The organism is Nocardia sp. NPDC051321 (genome assembly GCF_044455225.1).
Classification (GTDB): domain Bacteria; phylum Actinomycetota; class Actinomycetes; order Mycobacteriales; family Mycobacteriaceae; genus Nocardia.
Genome location: NZ_JBITEM010000018.1, coordinates 93,513 through 110,189 on the forward strand (window position 1 = coordinate 93,513; position 16,677 = coordinate 110,189).

Annotated in this window: 19 protein-coding genes; 8 read left to right on the top strand and 11 right to left on the bottom strand. The window is 65.4% G+C overall.

Annotated features, from left to right (window positions below; all coding sequences use genetic code 11):
- Positions 1 to 38: 38 nt before the first annotated feature.
- The 8 genes from ACIA8C_RS36300 to ACIA8C_RS36335 all read right to left on the bottom strand — a co-directional run bounded on the left by ACIA8C_RS36300 (position 39) and on the right by ACIA8C_RS36335 (position 6,008).
- On the bottom strand, positions 39 to 536 hold the full coding sequence (locus ACIA8C_RS36300; RefSeq protein ID WP_397142760.1) for a DUF2247 family protein: 498 nt from the start codon (positions 534 to 536) through the stop codon (positions 39 to 41).
- A complete protein-coding gene (locus ACIA8C_RS36305; protein ID WP_397142762.1) occupies positions 533 to 1,867 on the bottom strand; it encodes a hypothetical protein in 1,335 nt (444 codons plus the stop codon). Before ACIA8C_RS36305 ends, ACIA8C_RS36300 begins: the two co-directional genes overlap by 4 nt.
- Positions 1,868 to 1,881: 14 nt before the next feature.
- A complete protein-coding gene (locus ACIA8C_RS36310) occupies positions 1,882 to 2,181 on the bottom strand; it encodes a WXG100 family type VII secretion target (protein WP_397142764.1) in 300 nt (99 codons plus the stop codon).
- The gene (locus ACIA8C_RS36315) at positions 2,178 to 2,501 is read right to left on the bottom strand and encodes a WXG100 family type VII secretion target (protein ID WP_397142766.1); all 324 of its coding nucleotides are present in this window, start codon (positions 2,499 to 2,501) and stop codon (positions 2,178 to 2,180) included. Before ACIA8C_RS36315 ends, ACIA8C_RS36310 begins: the two co-directional genes overlap by 4 nt.
- 295 nt (positions 2,502 to 2,796) lie before the next feature.
- Positions 2,797 to 2,994 (bottom strand): hypothetical protein, encoded by a 198-nt coding sequence (locus ACIA8C_RS36320; RefSeq protein WP_397142768.1) that lies wholly within the window; start codon positions 2,992 to 2,994, stop codon positions 2,797 to 2,799.
- Between the two features lie 13 nt (positions 2,995 to 3,007).
- Positions 3,008 to 3,853 carry a mechanosensitive ion channel family protein gene (locus ACIA8C_RS36325; protein ID WP_396992906.1) on the bottom strand — a complete coding sequence of 282 codons (846 nt, stop codon included), beginning with the start codon at positions 3,851 to 3,853 and terminating at the stop codon, positions 3,008 to 3,010.
- Positions 3,854 to 3,969: 116 nt separating this feature from the next.
- Complete coding sequence (gene prfB / locus ACIA8C_RS36330) at positions 3,970 to 5,082, bottom strand: peptide chain release factor 2 (RefSeq protein ID WP_396992907.1); 1,113 nt, start codon at positions 5,080 to 5,082, stop codon at positions 3,970 to 3,972.
- A 77-nt stretch (positions 5,083 to 5,159) separates the two neighbouring features.
- Positions 5,160 to 6,008 carry a helix-turn-helix domain-containing protein gene (locus tag ACIA8C_RS36335; protein WP_397142770.1) on the bottom strand — a complete coding sequence of 283 codons (849 nt, stop codon included), beginning with the start codon at positions 6,006 to 6,008 and terminating at the stop codon, positions 5,160 to 5,162.
- A 141-nt stretch (positions 6,009 to 6,149) separates the two neighbouring features.
- Here ACIA8C_RS36335 and ACIA8C_RS36340 point away from each other — a divergent pair, with 141 nt between their 5' ends.
- On the top strand, positions 6,150 to 6,740 hold the full coding sequence (locus tag ACIA8C_RS36340) for an NADPH-dependent FMN reductase (protein ID WP_397142772.1): 591 nt from the start codon (positions 6,150 to 6,152) through the stop codon (positions 6,738 to 6,740).
- Positions 6,741 to 6,933: 193 nt separating this feature from the next.
- Positions 6,934 to 7,719 (top strand): histidinol-phosphatase, encoded by a 786-nt coding sequence (hisN, locus tag ACIA8C_RS36345; protein WP_397142774.1) that lies wholly within the window; start codon positions 6,934 to 6,936, stop codon positions 7,717 to 7,719.
- A 105-nt stretch (positions 7,720 to 7,824) separates the two neighbouring features.
- Here hisN and ACIA8C_RS36350 read toward each other — a convergent pair whose 3' ends face one another.
- From ACIA8C_RS36350 to ACIA8C_RS36360, 3 genes are all read right to left on the bottom strand, one after another.
- Positions 7,825 to 8,448 (bottom strand): histidine phosphatase family protein, encoded by a 624-nt coding sequence (locus ACIA8C_RS36350; protein WP_397142776.1) that lies wholly within the window; start codon positions 8,446 to 8,448, stop codon positions 7,825 to 7,827.
- A complete protein-coding gene (locus tag ACIA8C_RS36355) occupies positions 8,448 to 8,966 on the bottom strand; it encodes a GNAT family N-acetyltransferase (protein WP_397142778.1) in 519 nt (172 codons plus the stop codon). Before ACIA8C_RS36355 ends, ACIA8C_RS36350 begins: the two co-directional genes overlap by 1 nt.
- A 64-nt stretch (positions 8,967 to 9,030) precedes the next feature.
- Positions 9,031 to 10,002 carry an SMP-30/gluconolactonase/LRE family protein gene (locus ACIA8C_RS36360; protein WP_397142780.1) on the bottom strand — a complete coding sequence of 324 codons (972 nt, stop codon included), beginning with the start codon at positions 10,000 to 10,002 and terminating at the stop codon, positions 9,031 to 9,033.
- A 187-nt stretch (positions 10,003 to 10,189) separates the two neighbouring features.
- Between ACIA8C_RS36360 and recQ the strand changes: the two genes are divergently transcribed.
- From recQ to ACIA8C_RS36390, 6 genes are all read left to right on the top strand, one after another.
- On the top strand, positions 10,190 to 12,076 hold the full coding sequence (recQ, locus tag ACIA8C_RS36365) for a DNA helicase RecQ (RefSeq protein ID WP_397142782.1): 1,887 nt from the start codon (positions 10,190 to 10,192) through the stop codon (positions 12,074 to 12,076).
- Between the two features lie 232 nt (positions 12,077 to 12,308).
- Entirely contained in the window at positions 12,309 to 13,799 is a 1,491-nt protein-coding gene (phoA, locus tag ACIA8C_RS36370; protein WP_397142784.1) for an alkaline phosphatase, read from the top strand.
- 100 nt (positions 13,800 to 13,899) lie between these two features.
- Positions 13,900 to 14,967 (top strand): metallophosphoesterase, encoded by a 1,068-nt coding sequence (locus ACIA8C_RS36375; RefSeq protein WP_397142786.1) that lies wholly within the window; start codon positions 13,900 to 13,902, stop codon positions 14,965 to 14,967.
- Between the two features lie 67 nt (positions 14,968 to 15,034).
- Positions 15,035 to 15,271, top strand: coding sequence for a hypothetical protein (locus tag ACIA8C_RS36380; RefSeq protein WP_397142788.1), 237 nt, complete (start codon positions 15,035 to 15,037; stop codon positions 15,269 to 15,271).
- 65 nt (positions 15,272 to 15,336) lie between these two features.
- A complete protein-coding gene (gene smpB / locus ACIA8C_RS36385) occupies positions 15,337 to 15,810 on the top strand; it encodes an SsrA-binding protein SmpB (RefSeq protein ID WP_357380491.1) in 474 nt (157 codons plus the stop codon).
- An 11-nt stretch (positions 15,811 to 15,821) separates the two neighbouring features.
- Positions 15,822 to 16,670: an EamA family transporter gene (locus tag ACIA8C_RS36390; protein WP_397142790.1), complete on the top strand. Its 849-nt coding sequence runs from the start codon at positions 15,822 to 15,824 to the stop codon at positions 16,668 to 16,670.
- The last annotated feature ends 7 nt before the right edge of the window (positions 16,671 to 16,677 follow it).

Here is a 16,677-nt window from a genome sequence, read left to right on the forward strand (position 1 = left end):
TCCGCCTGCGGGGGCATGCCTAAGCGTTGACGGAGGGATTACTCCGGACTGCGAGCAACGTGGTACTGCTCCCAGCATCCCGTCAAATATTCGCGCAGTCGCTGTTCAAGTCCTGCAATACCAGGGGTTGAATCCGCAGGTGGAGGCATGAACGGTATGAATGGCTCCATTGCGGTCGGATAGTCGAAATCCGCGTACAGCATCTCAATCGTCTTGAATGGGTCATCGTCGAATGCCGATGGATTCTCGCAAACCCAAGCAACCGTGAGATATACCCATACTCCTATTTCGTCGGATACTAGGCCGTCGATCAAGTCGCGAACTTTATACAGTTCATCGGAAAGGAGCAAGGACAGCGACTCAACGGTCTGCATGGGCTCGATCTCGTTCACGATATTTCCCATTGCAAGCTGGACCACGCCTTTATCGGATATCCAATCGTTCCGGAATCCGTAGTGGAGTTCACGCGGGGTCAGTCTCGCTCTCGCTTCTATGAACGAGGCTGGAATCTCGAACTGTATCAACTTATCGCTCATGGCGTGATCGGCTTTCCATTGATTGTCCCGTTCTTCACGAACATCTGGTGTGTCACTTTTCCGTCCTGAAGGATCCACTCAAATCTTCCCGTCACGCCATTGAGCTCACCGGGCATCTGGACGAGTGTTCGCGCAGTCCCATCACCACCTACTATATCGAACACGATACCCTTGGTTCCAATGTCCTCGGCGGCGAAGGTGGCTGAACGGTGGTACTTGTCAGACTTCAGGCCGGATCCAGTTCGCTCGGCTTCCCGGATGATTTCATCGGCCTGCTGCCGAGTCACCCCCTGTCCCGTGGCTTCGCTCGACTGAATGGTAGCGTTTCTTTCGGCTGCTACAACCTTGCTGTCGAGCGTCTTGACCGCGAGTGAATCGATTTTGTTAAGATCGCCGGCGGCGGCGGCGAGTTCATCCTCTGCCTTGGCGGCCTTCTCGAAGATTCGTGCCAGTTTGCTTTCTTGGATGACCTTGGCAATTGCCTTGGCGCATCTCTCTATCTCCACGGCCCACTTGGCGGCCGTGGCAGCTCCCAACAAGAACCCGACGCCAGCGGAAACAATGTCTACCAATATGTTGACGACAATGGACTCTTCGATAAACTCGATCAGCTCATCCAAGAGATCCTTCATCTTTTTGCGGATCTTCTCGAGTTCATCCCTGTGGTTGTTGCAGTCGGCTTCGAGGGAGTAGGTGGACAGAGCGAGATTTCTGGCAACAGTGCTGAGTGAATCCAGGCTTTCGCGGATGTCTGGGATTTCAGGGGAGTTGATGTCGTTGATGTGCGCCATGGCCGAGCCGATGATGAGCTGCGCGTCGGTGACGGCCGCACAATTGGAAAAGGCGTGCCATGCCTCAGCGGCGGCCTTGAGCCTGTCAGTATGCCCATCCGGAACGGGAATGCCGATCTGTTCCAGAAGATTCGGAATGCACGTTTCCAGGCCCTGTCCGCTGCCTCCAGCCGCTGGCGGGTACTGCCAATTGGACGAGGTCGGTACCACGGGATCGGCCGGTCGTTCCGGCGCGGCATTCCAGTTGGGGTTGACCTGGGCGTTGAAGTTGGCAACGTAGTGGTTGTAACCGGCCAGTTGGAGAAGTCCAGCGTAATAGCGCATGGACTGGCCGAGTCTGTGGGCAGTATCGGTCGCGCTGATTGCGCGTGCGTCGTACCCTTTTGCCCACGCCAAGGCACTGTCGGTCGCTCCAGCCATCGAGCCTGTCGCCGCCAGCGACCCGGTCAGGGTCTTACAAGCCTTGTCGAGTTCGTCGGCCAGGTCGGACAGTTTCTTGGCACTGTCGTAGTAGACGATCGGGTCAACGACCAATGCCATTCGATCAGCCCCGCTCAGCCCCGCTTGAACATGGTGACGTTGGCCGCGATGGCCGCTGTGTACTGAGTGTGAGCGTTGCGAGCGGCGGTACTCATATCGACGACGCCTTGATTGACTTCCTGCGCGGCCGTCGTCCATTGGCTGTGGGCGGCGCGATGTGCGTCGGCGGTGGCGCCACTCCACGATCCAGCGTGGACCTGCGCCACCTTCTGATCGAGGGTATCTAGGTGTTCGGCGATGAATCCGGCAAGCCCGGCCAAGCGGGACACGATTTTGTCGAGCTGGTCGAGGTCGACACTGAAGGCGTCGTTCACGGAAGGTCCAGGCTGGAGTATTCGCTGGCGAATTGGTTGTCATGCGCGGTGATGGTCTGCGCGGTAACTCCGAGAGATGACGCCATGCTCGACAGTGCTTCGATGATCTTCTCGCCGCCGTCGTGGACTTCGTTCCAACCGGTCGCGTAACTATCGGATGCCGAGCCTGTCCATTCACTGGAGGTCAGTGTGGCGACCTCCAGTGCGGCCGATCTCAGCGCTGACCGCAGGATGTCGGCCAGGTCGTAGGCGTACTTGCCCAACGCCGTCACCTCGTCTGGAATGACCGATAGCTCTGAGCCGCCCCTGCCCCCACTCATGGGCCGACGGTACCACAGGGGTTGTAGCCGGAACGATCGTCGATTATGGGGCGCATGGAGTTCGGTGCAAGCCGTATCGGCAAGACGTGCGCAAGACCGTCAGTCAGCGCGTCAACGTGAGTCCCGCCACGCTGGCGATGCTTCGGCGTCGGAAGCTCGACGCGGCGCCGGGGCAGACGCTGGCGTTCGTGTGAATCGGAACCGCAACCCGATCAGCCCCGAGGACTTTGGGAAGTCTGGGGAAGATCACCGAGGCCCGGCGAGTCCGCCGAGCTCAGCGTGGCGTTTGTCTGGCTCAGCGTGGCGCGAGCGCCGGATTCACCGCTGCGGGAACGGTGTTCAGGTTGGGCTCGGAGCCGGGTGTGAAAGGTTGATCGGGCTTGACGAACAGGTAAAGCACGAACGTGGCGACCCAGGTTGCGATCAGGATCGCGGTGGATCGACGTGGTCTCGATTCCTTGAGCAGTGCGGTGGGTCGCACCGCTTCCTTCAAGAGCGAGATGGTTCTACGTGGTCTCACTGATACCCTCCCGGCGCAACGCTGCGGCTACTCGCACCCGCAGTTCGCGTCCGACTTCGAACTGTTTGCCCGGCAAGGTGCGGGCAACCATTCGGATGTTCATCTGGTCAACGGTCAGATCCTCGACGCCCATCACGGTGGGCTCGTCGAGTAGCAGTGGTTTGAGTCGAGGATCTTCGTACGCCTTTGTACCGACCTCGTGCAGGATCTCGTTGACCCTGGTGATATCCGCACTCGCGGACACCGGAACGTCGATCGCGGCGCGTGCCCAATCCTTCGACAGATTCGTCACTTTCACGATCTGGCCGTTGGGCACGGTGATCACTTCACCGTCGGAATTGCGCAGTGTGGTGATCCGCAACGTGACGTCCTCGACCGTACCCTCTGCCATCTCCGCGGCTCCAGTCACCGCGATGCGAACTACGTCACCAAACCCGTATTGCCGTTCGGTGATCAGGAAGAACCCGGCCAGGATGTCCTGCACGATGCGCTGCGCGCCGAAACCGAGCGCGGCACCGAGTACCGCGGCGGGGGCGACCAGGCCGGTCACCTCGAAGCCGAGCCGGCGCAGCACCTCCATGCCGATCAGCACGTAGGCGATGGTCAGCACCACCCAGGTGACCACCTGGGCAAGCGCGTGCCGGTGCTTGGCCGCCTCGGTGCGCACCAGCGCGTCGCCGCCACGGAATTCGGCGTCGATCTTGCGGGTGATCCGATCCCGGAGAAACGTCGCGAACCGGCTGAACAGGATGGCGCCGAGAATCAACAACACGATCTCGAGCCCGTTGGAACGTAGCCAGTTCGTGGTTTCCGAGGTCGTTGCGAGTGACATGGTCAACACCTCGACTGAACTCCCAACTGGACGCACGCCAGACAGGTTACCGCCGTACGCCCTACGATTCCCCGCGAGCGCCCGCGTGCGGCGGCGATTGCACTACCCGCAACGATCTAGCTCGGTTCCCGCATGCGCCAGCGGATGCCCGACTCGATGAAGCCGTCGATATCGCCGTCGAGCACCGCCGACGGATTGTTGACCTCGTAGTTCGTCCGCAGATCCTTGACCATCTGGTACGGGTGCAGCACGTAGGAGCGCATCTGGTTGCCCCAGGACGCGCCCTCGTTGGTCTTGAGCGCGTCCATCTCGGCGCGTTCTTCCTGCCGTTTGCGTTCCAGCAGCTTGGCCTGCAGCACGCGCATGGCCGAAATCTTGTTCTGTAGCTGGGACTTCTCGTTCTGACAGGTGACGACGATGCCGGTGGGGATGTGTGTCAGGCGCACCGCCGAGTCGGTGGTGTTGACGCTCTGTCCGCCGGGGCCGGAGGAGCGGTACACGTCCACCCGGATGTCGCCCTCGGGGATCTCGATGTGATCGGTGGTCTCGACCACCGGCAGCACCTCGACCTCGGCGAACGAGGTCTGGCGGCGGCCTTGATTGTCGAACGGGCTGATCCGTACCAGGCGGTGCGTGCCCATCTCCACCGACAGCGTGCCGTAGGCATAGGGCGACTTCACCGCGAAGGTGGCGCTCTTGATGCCCGCTTCTTCGGCGTAGGAGGTGTCGTAGACCTCGACGGAGTACTTGTGCCGGTCGGCCCAGCGGATGTACATGCGCATCAGCATCTCGGCCCAGTCGGCGGCGTCCACGCCACCGGCGCCGGAGCGGATGTTGACCAGCGCGTCGCGCTTGTCGTATTCGCCGGACAGCAGCGTGCGGACCTCCAGGGCCTCCACGTCACCGTGCAGCGCGGCACGTTCGGCGTCGGCGTCGGCGAGCGCGGTCTCTCTCGACTCGCCCTCTTCGCCCTCGGCCAGTTCGTACAGCACCGGCAGATCGTCGAGTCGCTGCCGCAATTCCTCGACGCGACGCAGTTCGCCCTGCGCGTGCGAGAGCTCGCTGGTCACCTGCTGAGCGTGATCCTGGTCGTTCCACAAATCGGGATCTGCGGCTTGGTGCTCGAGCTCGTCGATGCGTCGGCGCAGCTCCTCGATGTCGAGGACCGATTCGACCGTCTTGAGGGTGGCGTCGAGTTCGGCGAGATCAGCGGAAACGTCAGGATGCACGATGGTCAAGCCTACTGGTATGGCGCAGCTACCAGAGAAGCAGTGCGGCTCGAATGGGTTGCGGCCTGCGCTCGGAGCTAGACCGCGCGCAGGGCGCCGGGGCGGCGGCCCGCGAGCTTGTCGAGTGCGGTGGCGGTGGATTCGTCGGCGGGGAGGTGGACGATCAGGCGCTGATCGTCGTCGGCGGAGAGATCGAGGATCTCATAGGCCAAGCGCAGCTGGCCCGCGTCGGGGTGGACGAATCGGGTGACGCCGGTGGCGGCCGGGAGGCTGGGGACGGTCTCGACGCGATCGGTGAATTCCGGGCCGACGGTGACGGTGAGTTCGTCGGCGAGCGCGGCGATGTGCGGATCCTTGCGGAAGGGACCGTGTTTGAGGGTGGCGACGGTCTGGTCGGCGAGGTGCTGCCAGTCCGGATAGACATCGCGGGCGCGCGGGTCGGCGAAGACGAAGCGGGCCAGGTTCGCCGGAGTGGTGTCGAGCAGGCCGAACGGTGCCATCAGACGCCGATAGCCGTCGGTGTGCGCGAGGACCTCGGTGAGCCGGTTCACGATCACCGCGGGCGCGGGTTCGAGGCGGTCGAGGATGGCGCGGACCGCGGGGCGCACTTCGCGCCGCGGCTGGGCGCCGCCCATGCAGTTGAAGCCCGCGTCGGCGGATTTGGTGAGGACGTGCAGGTGCACTCGTTCGCTCGTGCTGAGGCGGAGTGCGTCGGCGAGCGCGGAAAGAACCTGCGGTGAGGGACGGCGATCGCGGCCTTGCTCGAGTCGAGTGATGTATTCGACGCTTACGCCGGCGAGGGTGGCGAGTTCGGAGCGGCGCAGGCCGGGCGTGCGGCGGCGTGCTCCGGCGGCCAGGCCGACCTGGGCCGGAGTGACCGCCTCGCGGCGGGTCCGGAGGAATAGGCCCAGCTCGTTGTCACTCACCCATCGAAGGTAACAAGCGGCGGCGGCCGGAGGGTGTCCCTGTCACTACCACTCTTGCGGCGGTCTTCCTCGGAGTCGCGGCGGCCAGCAGATTGGGACCTGCGGCCGAGACCGGTCGCCGAATGTGTGGGAGGAATTGAGATGTCGGCATTGAAACTCGCGGTGATCATCGGCAGCGTTCGAGACGGACGCTTCGGGCCGGTGGTGGCCGAATGGTTCACCGAGCACGCCAGGGGGCACGGCGCGTTCGAGGTGGACGTCATCGACCTGGCGGAGGCGGACCTGCCGCTGGCGTTGCCCGCCGTGTCACCGGCGATGGATCCGAATCCCGAGCGGCCGGCGGGCATGGTCGATCTCACCGCGCGGCTCGCGGCGGCGGACGCGTTCGTGATCGTCACGCCCGACTACAACCGCAGCATTCCGGCCGCGCTGAAGGCCGCCATCGACTGGCACTACACCCAATGGGATGCCAAGGCAATAGGTTTCGTCGGGTATAGCGGCGCGAGTGGCGGGTTGCTCGCCATCGAACATTTGCGGCAGATCTTCAATGAGCTCAATGCGCATACCGTCCGTAACTACGTGTCGTTTCCGCGCTACTACCTGCTCTTCAACGCTGAAGGTCGGCTTCAGGAGCCGGACGAGCCCGCTGCGGCGGCGCTGGCGATGCTCGACCAGTTGCAGTGGTGGGCCGATGCTTTGGCCGCGGCGCGCTTGGTTGCAGCGGTGGGATGAGGTGATGTGCTGATGCCGGAAGGTAGTCCGGCGGCATCGGGATCCGGCGTCGCGGTCTGGCGATCAGACGGTGTCGCCCTCCGCCATCCAGATATTCCGGCCTGCGCACCGCTGTACCCGCGGGAGATCGGTGGGGTCGGGCGCAGTCGTGCCGCGCGGATCGGGTGCTGGGGTGACCGGATAGGGTGCGCGAGTGGCTGTGGACTCTTCTGACCTCGAACTCGCGCTGCGGTTGGCCGATGCCGCCGACGGCATCACTCGGGCCCGGTTCGGTGCGCTCGATCTGAAGGTGGACGCGAAGCCGGACTTGACGCCCGTGTCGGATGCCGATCTCGCGGTGGAGAAGGCGATCCGGCAGGTGCTTTCCGAACAGCGACCGGACGATTCGGTGCTCGGCGAGGAGTTCGGCGGGGACGCCGAGTTCACCGGGCGACAGTGGGTTATCGATCCGATCGACGGCACCAAGAATTTCGTGCGCGGCGTGCCGATTTGGGCCACGTTGATCGCGCTCCTGGTGGACGGCGTGCCGGTGGTCGGCGTGGTGAGTGCGCCCGCATTGTCTCGGCGCTGGTGGGCGGCGGCAGGGTCGGGCGCCTGGAGCAGCTTCGATGCCGAAGCGCCGACATCGATTTCGGTGTCTGCCGTTGGCGAGCTGAGCTCGGCGAGCCTGGGTTTCTCCAGTCTGTCCGGGTGGCGTGCGCGTGGGTTGCGGGAGAAGTTCCTCGCGCTCACCGACGACGTGTGGCGCGTGCGTGGCTACGGCGATTTCTTTACCTATTGCCTGCTCGCGGAGGGTGCGCTCGATATCGCGACCGAACCCGAAGTCTCCCTGTGGGATCTGGCCGCGCTCGACATTCTGGTTCGTGAGGCGGGCGGGCGGTTCACATCGCTCGCGGGCCAGCCGGGGCCGCATGGCGGCGACGCGGTGGCGACGAACGGTCTGCTGCATGACGAGACGTTGAGTCGTTTGCAGCCCTGAGTCGCTGACGGGCGTCGGCGCGGAGTTCGAGTTCGGTTTGGGTCGTAGCGCGCTAAGGCTGTGCCTGCCGGGTCACGCACTCGGTGTGGTCGAGGCACAGCCTGCTCAGATGTGCAGGTCCGGCGGAAAGCCGGTCCACCGTAGGTCCGGTGGGAGGTGGCCGGTGTCGTTGAAGAGCAGCACGGAGTCGGGTCTGCCTGGTGCGTAACGGATTACGGTGAGCGCGGCGTTGGCGGGACTGAATCCCATCCAGCGCCACTTCGGCGCGTCGAGTGCGGCCCGCACCAGCCAGCCGATGAGGAAGGCGTGCGTTACGACGAGCTCGTGGCGCGGTACGTCGCCCTCGACCGGGCCGGTGAACTGCTCGACGGCCGCCCGCGCCAGCCGAGGTCCGTGGTCGCGCTGCTCGGCGGGGAACTGGGCGAGGAAGCCGAGCAGGGCGTCCGCGGACTCCGCCGGTAGTTCGTCCATCCGCGGCAGGTAAGGCAGGTAGTCGCCCGCGGATGCCGCGGCGCGCAACGGCACCCCGTCCAAGCGGTCGACGATCAGCTGCGCCGTCTGCGCCACCCTGGGCAGCGGACCGTGGTGGACCTGTGCGAGCGGGCTGTGCCGCAGCCGCTCACCGAGCAGCCAGGCCTGGCTGCGACCTCGTTCGCTCAGCGTGCTCTCGTCCGGTGTCGCCTCGCCGTGCCTGGCGAGGTAGAGGTACCTGGTGGCCGTTCCGGTCATCAGGCCAGCATCTTCTCCATCAGTACGACGTTGAGCTTGCCGTGCAGGTGGAACCGGGGCGGGAGTGGTGCCTCGCGAAGCGCGGTGAAACCCCGTGCGGTGTAGTACTTCCGGAGCACCGAGTTGTTGGCGGAGAAGTCGAGGCGTTGCCGAGTGATGCCGTTGGCGAGGGTGTAATCGGCGCAGAACTGGATGATCCGATCGCCGAGGTCACCTCCCCGCCATTCCGGGGCGACCATCAGCCCGTGGATGTAACCCGCCTCGGCATCGTCGGTTCCCCAGAATTCCGGGTCGTGCCAGATCACGCGCACCACGCCGATCAGTGCGCGGGTTTCGTCGCGCCAGACGAACCATTCGCCACGCGCCGCCTCCTCGGCGACCGTCGCGGCGGGATACTCGCCCGGCACCCACGCCTTGATGTCTTTGTCGACCATCCACTGCGCGAGCCGGTCGCGCAGCTTGGCGATGTCCTCGGCATCGTCCGCCGTGGCCACGATCATCGGAGCCGCTTCCGGCATGTTCGGTTCCTTTCCACGAACGCCCGCCGATCCGTCTTCGGAATCCGGGCAAGCTCCTTCGTTTCTACCGGGTTGGCGTGGCCGGCGTGAGGTCGATGTCCGCCGGCGGCCGTAGTCGGCGCAGCGTTCCGTCCATGCTGGTGATGTACAGAGCCCAGCTGTCGCCGTCGCGGGCGATGCGGACCGAGGTGGTCCCGTCCGGTGGGTTACGCATCGGGCCGGTCTTGATCAGGCCGGTGATGATCGCGCAGGACGCGCCGGTCGAGATATTCACCTTGTTGATCGAGCCGAACGCGTGGTCGGCGACGTACAGGGTGTCCGCGCGGGTGGCTTCCATGTCGTCCGGTACCGAGATCAGGTTCGGGATCCCGGCGACGACAACCTGATTCGCCGGGGCATCCAAGGGGATGCGGAAGATCCGCATGGTCAAATTGTCGGCGTAGATGGATTTTCCGTCAGGAGCCAACGCGATGCCGTTGGACAGCGGCAGATCGGACCAGGTGCGGGTGTACTCGTCGGTGGACGGTCGGTAGCGGGCGATCCCGGTCGGGGTGCCGGTGGTGCCGATGGTGGTGAACAGGAGATCACCGTCGGGTAGCAGCAGTAGTCCGTTGGGGCCGTTCAGGCCGGTTAGCAGGGTCGTCACCGCGCCGGTCGTCTTCTCGTACCGCTGCAGCGTGCCGGAAGTCTCCGTCACCCCGTCGCCGGTCAAGAAGTAGACGAATGGGCCCGCGACCCGCACACCAGCCGGATGGTCCAGTCCCGTCAACAGCTTCTCGAATCGACCCGCGCTGTCCACATGCGCAAGAAACCCGTCGACGATGCCGGTGACATAGAACCCGCCGTTCCCGTCGGCGTCGAGATTCTCCAGATTGCCCACCCCCTCCACCAGGGTGGTCGCCTCCCAGCCGGCCGCACACATCGCGGGCAAGGCGTCCGCCGCGGTCGCCGTGGGTGCCACGGCGACGATGCCCGCCGCGACCGCCACGGTGAGCAGCGCCGCTCGAATTCGATCACTCCCCATCCCTATTGCCATGTGCGCCAACCTAACAGCAGCTCGAAACATGGACAGCGCGGTGAATGTCGGCCGATCGGCAGGAGTCACAGGTCAGGGCTTCCGGGTCGCTCAGCCGGTGATTGTTTATCCACATGTGGACCAGTCGAGACCCGAGCTGGGAAATCCGGGCGACGTACCGGTAGCGCCGCGAGCGCGCGCTCGTAGGATGGGCCGGGTGACTCCCACCGATGCATTCGCGGCCACGGCGACCGACACCGATCCCGGTGCGAGCGCCGGATCCGGTGCGGCGCAAGAGGTTCTACGTCGAGTCTTCGGTTACGACAGCTTCCGTGGTGATCAGCGCGAGATCGTGGAGCACGTGGTCGAGGGTGGCGACGCGCTGGTGCTCATGCCGACCGGCGGCGGAAAGTCACTGTGCTACCAGGTCCCCGCGCTGGTGCGGCCAGGGGTCGGCGTGGTGATTTCGCCGCTGATCGCCTTGATGCAGAACCAGGTGGACGCGCTCAGCGCGCTCGGCGTGCGCGCGGGTTTCCTGAATTCGACCCAGTTCCCGGACGAGCGCCGCGCCGTGGAGGCGCAGTTCGTGGCGGGGGAGTTGGACCTGCTGTACCTGGCGCCGGAGCGGCTGCGGCTGGAGTCGACGGCGCAGCTGTTCGATCGCGGCAAGGTGGGGCTGTTCGCCATCGATGAGGCGCACTGCGTCTCGCAGTGGGGCCACGATTTCCGGCCCGACTATCTGGCGCTGTCCATGCTGCACGAGCGCTGGCCCGATGTGCCGCGCATCGCGCTGACCGCGACCGCGACCGCCAAGACCAGCGACGAGATCGTGCAGCGCCTCGACCTCGGCGCGGCTCGTCGCTTCGTCGCCAGCTTCGACCGGCCGAATATCCAGTACCGGATCGAGCCGAAGAACAAGCCCGATCGCCAGTTGCTGGAATTCATCCGCACCGAGCACGCGGGCGACGCGGGCATCGTCTACTGCCTGTCCCGCAATTCGGTGGAGAAGACCGCGGCGTTCCTCACCGAGAACGGCGTCAGCGCGGTGCCGTATCACGCGGGTCTGGACAACCGCACCCGCGCGGAGAACCAGACCAGGTTCCTCCGCGAGGACGGTCTGGTGGTGGTCGCGACCATCGCCTTCGGCATGGGCATCGACAAGCCGGACGTGCGCTTCGTCGCCCACCTGGACCTGCCGAAGTCCGTGGAGGGCTACTACCAGGAGACCGGCCGGGCGGGCCGCGACGGGCAACCCTCCACCGCGTGGATGGTGTACGGCCTCAACGACGTTGTGCAGCAACGCAAGATGATCGATTCCTCGGAGGGCGACGCCGCCCATCGCAGGCAACTACAGCTGCACCTGGACGCCATGCTCGGGTTGTGCGAGACGGTGAGCTGTCGGCGGGTGCAGTTGCTCAACTACTTCGGTCAGCACGACCAGCAGTCGTGCGGCAACTGCGACACCTGCCTCACCCCGGCCGAATCCTGGGACGGCACCGTTCCCGCGCAGAAGCTGCTGTCCACGGTGCTGCGGCTCAAACGCGAACGGGGCCAGAGCTTCGGTGCCGGCCACATCGTCGACATCCTGCTCGGCAAGAAGAATCCGAAGGTGCTGCAGCACGATCATCACGAGCTGAAGGTCTTCGGGATCGGCACCGATCTGCGCGATATCGAATGGCGCGGCGTGGTGCGTCAATTGCTCGCGGGCGGGCTGCTCGCGGTGCACGGCGACTACGGCGTGCTGACGCTCACCGACGCGAGCAACGAGGTGCTGTTCGAAGGACGTCAGGTGCTGTTGCGCCGCGAACGCGAACGACCGACCAAACCGGCGCGTGTGGCCAAGTCGGGCAAAGCACCGGCCGCCGACATGGCACCGGCGGACGCGCCCGTGTTCGAGCGGCTGCGCGAATGGCGGGCCGCGACCTCCAAAGAACAGGGCGTGCCCGCGTACGTCGTCTTCCATGACGCCACGTTGCGCGAGATCGTCGCGCGCAAGCCGACCAGCCTGGCCGAACTCGGCAAGGTCACCGGTGTCGGCGAGAACAAGCTCGCCAAGTACGGCGAACAAGTGTTGGAGGTCCTGGCCGGAGAGTGACATTCTGCACCTTCTGGTCAAACGCCCAGAAAGCTGCATGGTCACCCTCTTCCGGGTGAAAGTCGCTGTGCGACAGCGATATGCGCTTGTCGCACGGTTAGTCGACTCATGCGGACATGCTAATGGGAAATCGTCCGGTAACCGCCCTGTTGCCCGCTATGCCCTTTTTGTTCAGAAGCGATCGCAAGGCTCCCACCAACCGACGTATCTACGAACAATGGAGTTTTCGCTCATGCCCCCTGTCTCGTCGCGTTCCATGCCCCGCCGGTTCCGTGCGGGCGCCATCCTTGGCGCCGCCATCCTCGTCGGGACCCTGGCCGCCTGCGGTTCGTCCGATTCCACGAAGCAGGGCAACGGCGATCTCCTCACCCCCAACGCCAAGGGCACCGTCACCGAGAACGGTGGCGCGCGCCGCATCACCGGCGACCGGACCGACGCCCTGCGCGCCTCGCTCAACGGCAGCCAGGCCAAGAACGTCATTCTGCTGATCGGTGACGGCATGGGCGACTCCGAAATCACCGTGGCGCGCAACGTCGCCGAGGGGGCAGGCGGCTATTTCAAGGGGATCGACGCGCTGCCGCTCACCGGCTCGTACACCCACTACTCGCTGGACAAGAACACCGGCAAGCCGGACTACGTCACCGATTCCGCGGCCAGCGGCAGCGCGTGGTCGACCGGAACCAAGACCTACAACGGCGCCATCGGCGTCGACGTCAAGGGCGCCCCGCAGACCAACCTGCTGGAGATCGCCAAGGCCAACGGCAAGGCCACCGGCAACGTGACCACCGCCGAAATCCAGGACGCCACCCCGGCCGTGCTCGCCGCGCACGTCACCGACCGCAAGTGTTACGGCCCGGAGGAGACGGCGCTGAAGTGCCCGACCAACGCGCTGGAGAAGGGCGGCCTCGGCTCCATCAGCGAGCAACTGCTCAACACGCGCGCCGATGTCACCCTCGGCGGCGGCTCGAAGAGCTTCGATCAGAAGGCGGCCGGCGGCCAGTGGCAGGGTCAGACCCTGCGTGACCAGGCCAAGGCGCGCGGCTACAACCTCGTCGCCGACAAGACCGGTCTCGACGCGGTCGCCAAGGCGGACCAGGACGCGCCGGTGCTCGGCCTGTTCAGCTCCGGCAACATGCCGGTTCGCTGGACCGGGGACAACGCGGTGCAGAACGGCCTCAACCTGCCTGCCCAGACCTGCAAGCCCAACCCTGAGCGGGCCGCAGCCCAGCCCGACCTGGCGACCATGACCCGCAAGGCGATCGACCTGCTCGAGCCGCGCAAGGATGGCTTCTTCCTGCAGGTCGAGGGCGCCTCGATCGACAAGCAGGACCACAACGCCAACCCGTGTGGCCAGGTCGGTGAGACCGTCGACCTCGACGAGGCCGTGCAGGCCGCGCTCGAATTCGCCAAGAACGACGGCAACACCCTGGTGATCGTCACCGCCGACCACGCGCACAGCAGTCAGATCGTGCCGCTGGAAACCAAGTCGCTCTCGCTGACCAGCAAGGTGGTCACCAAGGACGGCGCTGAGATGGGCGTCTCCTACGGCAACGCCGAAGCCGGCGGTTCGCAGGAGCACACCGGCACCCAGCTGCGCGTCGCCGCCTACGGCCCGCACGCCGCCAACGTGGTCGGTCTGACCGATCAGACGGACCTGTTCTTCACCATGTCCGACGCGCTCGGCCTGGACCGGAACAAGAAGCCGGTCGCCCCCGCGAAGTAGTTCTCCCCAGTTGATCCGGTGCCCCACCCGGCATCGCCATCGCTCGCCCCATGGGCGAAGATGGTCGCCGGGTGGGGCACCGGACTGCGGAGGACATCGCATGCCTGACAACAGTTTTGGTCGCAGGGGCTTTCTGGCAGGTGCGGCGGGCGTCGCGTCGCTGGTCGGCCTCTCGCCCGCGCAGGCGGTGCCGATCGCGTCCGGTGTCACCAAGTTTCCCTTCCCGACCGGACGCCGCCTTCGCGTGCTGGTGACCGGCGACGCGGGCACCGGAACACGCACCCAGTGGGCGGTCGCCAATGCGATGCGCGAGTTCCAGCGCGGCGAACCCGTCGACCTCGCGCTCGGCCTCGGTGACAACATCTACGAGCTCGGCCCGAACAGCGGCACCGACCGCCAATTCGCCGACAAGTTCGAAAACCCCAATGCCGGACTGGATTTCCCGTGGTTGATGGTGCTCGGCAACCACGACACCAGTTCCGTACTGCCCGGTGACGGCGGCTGGCTGGTGCGCGGCAACCATGAGGTCGAGTACCACGCGAACTCGCCGCGCTGGTGGATGCCGAGCCGGTACTACTCGGTGCGGGTGCCGGAGCAGAACCCCGTTGTCGAGTTCTTCGTCCTCGATCTCAATCCGCTCGCCGCCTACATTCCGCCGATCCTTTCGCCGTACTGGGCGGTCGACGGGCCGTTCATGAATGAGCAGCGCGCGTGGCTCGACCGGTCGATCGCCGGATCCGACCCCACCTGGAAGATCGCCTGCACCCATCACCCGTACCTCAACAACGGCCCGCACGGCGACGCGGGCCGCTACGAGAACCTGCCTATCGAACCGATCAACGGCATCCACGTGAAGCGCTTCATCGAGGAACACGTCGCGGGCGCCTGCCAGTTCCTGCTGTCCGGGCACGACCATTCGCTCCAGGTGCTCGAGCCGACCGTCGAATCCAAAGGCACTCGTCAGATCGTGTCCGGCGCCGCCGCCAAGACCGTTTCCGCCGAACCCGCGATCACCCCACGTGGCCGCCACCCCGCGCTGTTCGAGAACTATCACGAGCTCGGTTTCATGGTGTTGGATCTCACCCCGACCGCCGTCGACCTGCGCGTGTTCACCGTCGACGTTTCGACCGGGGCAGCAACCCAGGCCTTCGCCCGACGTCTCGTCTGAATACCAACTCTGTTGCGGCACGCGGGAATTGCGGCGTGTCGCGGCCGTGCGGGCTACCGTGCTCGCTATGGCTACCGGTGACGGCCCGGACGACGGGGGCGACGCGTCGGGCAATTCCCCCAGCTCCGAGGTTCCGGACGCGCCGCCGAACACCCGCAGGGGGATCGACCCGACCGTGGAGGGTGTATGGCTGCGGCATCGCCCGCCCCCGCGACCCGGCAGACCCCGATTTTCCACGGTATTGCTGGTCGCCGCCTTCATCGCGCTGCTCACCCTCTGGGTCACCCTGCGCCCCGGTGGCTAGTACCGCGGGTGCCGCGCCACGACCTGGGAATAATCCGGTTGCCGCGTCACTTAAGGTTGATCGTTATGAAGGAACAGGGGCGCAAGGTCATCGCGACCAACCGCCGGGCGCGGCACAACTACACGATCCTGGACGTCTACGAGGCCGGGATCGCGCTGGTTGGCACCGAGGTCAAGAGCCTGCGTGAGGGCAAGGCCTCGCTGGTCGACGCGTTCGCGACGGTCGACAACGGCGAGGTGTGGCTGCGTGGGCTGCACATCCCGGAGTTCAGCCACGGCACCTGGACCAATCATTCGCCGCGCCGGATCCGGAAGCTGTTGCTGCACAAGCGCGAGATCGACCGCCTGGTCGGCAAGTCGCGGGAGGGCAATCAGACGCTGGTGCCGCTGTCCATGTACTTCTCCGACGGCAAGGTCAAGGTCGAACTGGCCCTCGCCAAGGGCAAGCAGGACTACGACAAGCGTCAGGATCTGGCGAAGCGTGACGCCGAGCGCGAGGTCACTCGTGAGCTAGGGCGGCGGATCAAAGGCATGCGCTGACTGCCATCCTATTGGCGCTGGTAGCCGCCCTCGGCTACGGCGTGAGCGACTTCTACGGCGGTGTCGCGGCCCGAAAGGTGACCGCGCTGCGGGTCGTCATCTACTCCTACCCGCTTTCGGTACTACTCGTGCTGCTGCTCCTGCCGTTCGTCGACGGGACTCCCGACGCCGCATCGATAGGGTGGGGTCTTGCGGCCGGCCTTGCCGGCGGTGTCGCGGTCTGGTGGTTCTATGCCGCACTCGCCAGCGGCCCGATGGCCGTCGTCTCACCGCTGACGGCGGTGCTGGTTGCGGGCGTCCCCGTCTTGGTCGGGCTGGTGATCGGGGAGCGACCCGGGCTGCTCGCCTTCATCGGTATCGCGTTCGCGTTGGTCGCCGTGCTGCTGGTCAGCCGGGAATCGCCGGACGCTGTCACCGAGGAGATCACCGGTGGGCGCGAATTGCGATTCACCAAGAAGGTCGCCCTGTTGACCATCGGATCCGGACTCGCATTCGGCTTCATGTTCGTCTTCCTGCACCAGACCGCGTCGTCGTCCGGGCTGTGGCCGTTGCTCGCCCAGCGTGGGGCGGCCACCGCGGTGGTGTGGGTGACCGCGTTGTCGGCCAGACAGTTCAAGCGCTTGCGCGGCGAGCCGCTGCGGCTGGCCTGCTACATCGGCGCGCTCGACGTGGTCGCCAACATCGCGCTTTTGCACGCCTTCCACGGCTCACTGCTCTCCCTCGTCAGCGTGATCGGCTCGCTGTATCCGGCGGCCACTGTCCTGCTCGCGATGGTGCTGCTCGGCGAACGCGTCGGTCGTCAGCAACAGGTCGGCATGGTGCTCGCCCTCGTCGCGGTCGGGCTAATCGCCGCAGCGTGAGGACACC

Bases quoted from the DNA above. Each gene is read 5' to 3' on its own strand.
- ACIA8C_RS36300 (WP_397142760.1), bottom strand. From the start codon at position 536: ATGAGCGATAAGTTGATACAGTTCGAGATTCCAGCCTCGTTCATAGAA.
- ACIA8C_RS36305 (WP_397142762.1), bottom strand. From the start codon at position 1,867: ATGGCATTGGTCGTTGACCCGATCGTCTACTACGACAGTGCCAAGAAA.
- ACIA8C_RS36315 (WP_397142766.1), bottom strand. From the start codon at position 2,501: ATGAGTGGGGGCAGGGGCGGCTCAGAGCTATCGGTCATTCCAGACGAG.
- ACIA8C_RS36325 (WP_396992906.1), bottom strand. From the start codon at position 3,853: ATGTCACTCGCAACGACCTCGGAAACCACGAACTGGCTACGTTCCAAC.
- ACIA8C_RS36340 (WP_397142772.1), top strand. From the start codon at position 6,150: ATGTCGGCATTGAAACTCGCGGTGATCATCGGCAGCGTTCGAGACGGA.
- ACIA8C_RS36350 (WP_397142776.1), bottom strand. From the start codon at position 8,448: ATGACCGGAACGGCCACCAGGTACCTCTACCTCGCCAGGCACGGCGAG.
- ACIA8C_RS36355 (WP_397142778.1), bottom strand. From the start codon at position 8,966: ATGCCGGAAGCGGCTCCGATGATCGTGGCCACGGCGGACGATGCCGAG.
- ACIA8C_RS36360 (WP_397142780.1), bottom strand. From the start codon at position 10,002: ATGGCAATAGGGATGGGGAGTGATCGAATTCGAGCGGCGCTGCTCACC.
- recQ (WP_397142782.1), top strand. From the start codon at position 10,190: ATGGGCCGGGTGACTCCCACCGATGCATTCGCGGCCACGGCGACCGAC.
- phoA (WP_397142784.1), top strand. From the start codon at position 12,309: ATGCCCCCTGTCTCGTCGCGTTCCATGCCCCGCCGGTTCCGTGCGGGC.
- ACIA8C_RS36375 (WP_397142786.1), top strand. From the start codon at position 13,900: ATGCCTGACAACAGTTTTGGTCGCAGGGGCTTTCTGGCAGGTGCGGCG.
- ACIA8C_RS36380 (WP_397142788.1), top strand. From the start codon at position 15,035: ATGGCTACCGGTGACGGCCCGGACGACGGGGGCGACGCGTCGGGCAAT.
- smpB (WP_357380491.1), top strand. From the start codon at position 15,337: ATGAAGGAACAGGGGCGCAAGGTCATCGCGACCAACCGCCGGGCGCGG.